Here is a 771-nt window from a genome sequence, read left to right as displayed (position 1 = left end):
AACTGTAGTGGGTTGAATAAAAAGCTAACATCTGGAGAGGACAATCGTTGTCCTCTCTATTTTTATATTAAGAGCGATGAAAATTCGTTTCTTAAAGTTGTCAAAGTTCCTAAAACCAAAGGCATTTCGTTTGATGAGTTTAATGAGATTATTGGTTGCTTCCAATTTGGCGTTGGAATAAGGTAATTGAAGGGCGTTGACGATTTTCTCCTTGTCCTTTAGAAATGTCTTAAAGACAGTCTGAAAAAGAGGATGAACCTTTTTTAGATTGTCTTCAATAAGTCCGAAAAATTTCTTAGGCTCTTTATTCTGAAAGTGAAAAAGCAATAGTTGATAGAGATCATAGTGCTGTTTCAAGTCTTCGGAATAGCTTAAAAGCTTGTCTAGAATCTCTTTATTCGTTAAGTGCATACGAAAAGTAGGACGATAAAATCGCGTATCGCTGAGTTTACGACTATCCTGTTGAATGAGCTTCCAGTAACGTTTGATGGCCTTGTATTCATGAGATTTTCTATCGAATTGGTTCATAATTTGGACACGAACCCGACTCATAGCTCGGCTAAGATGTTGAACAATGTGAAAACGATCCAAAACGATTTTAGCACACGGAAAAAGTTGTCTAGCTAAGTCATAGTAAGGGCTAAACATATCCATAGTAATGATTTTCACTCGACATCGGACTGCTCTATCGTAGCGAAGAAAGTGATTGCGGATGATAGCCTGTGTTCTCCCCTCAAGGACAGTGATGATATTGAGATTGTCAAAATTTTG

At 37.1% G+C, this 771-nt stretch carries 1 protein-coding gene; it reads right to left on the bottom strand.

Translation table 11 applies throughout. The features are described from left to right. Window positions 1-24: 24 nt before the first annotated feature. A partial coding sequence (locus QM406_RS10035; RefSeq protein ID WP_414274124.1) for an ISL3 family transposase occupies window positions 25-771 on the bottom strand: 747 nt, incomplete at its 5' end.

Source organism: Streptococcus infantis (genome assembly GCF_047465035.1).
Taxonomy (GTDB): domain Bacteria; phylum Bacillota; class Bacilli; order Lactobacillales; family Streptococcaceae; genus Streptococcus; species Streptococcus infantis_T.
Note: the sequence above shows the minus strand (reverse complement) of the source record. Positions and strands in the feature narration are given on the sequence as shown.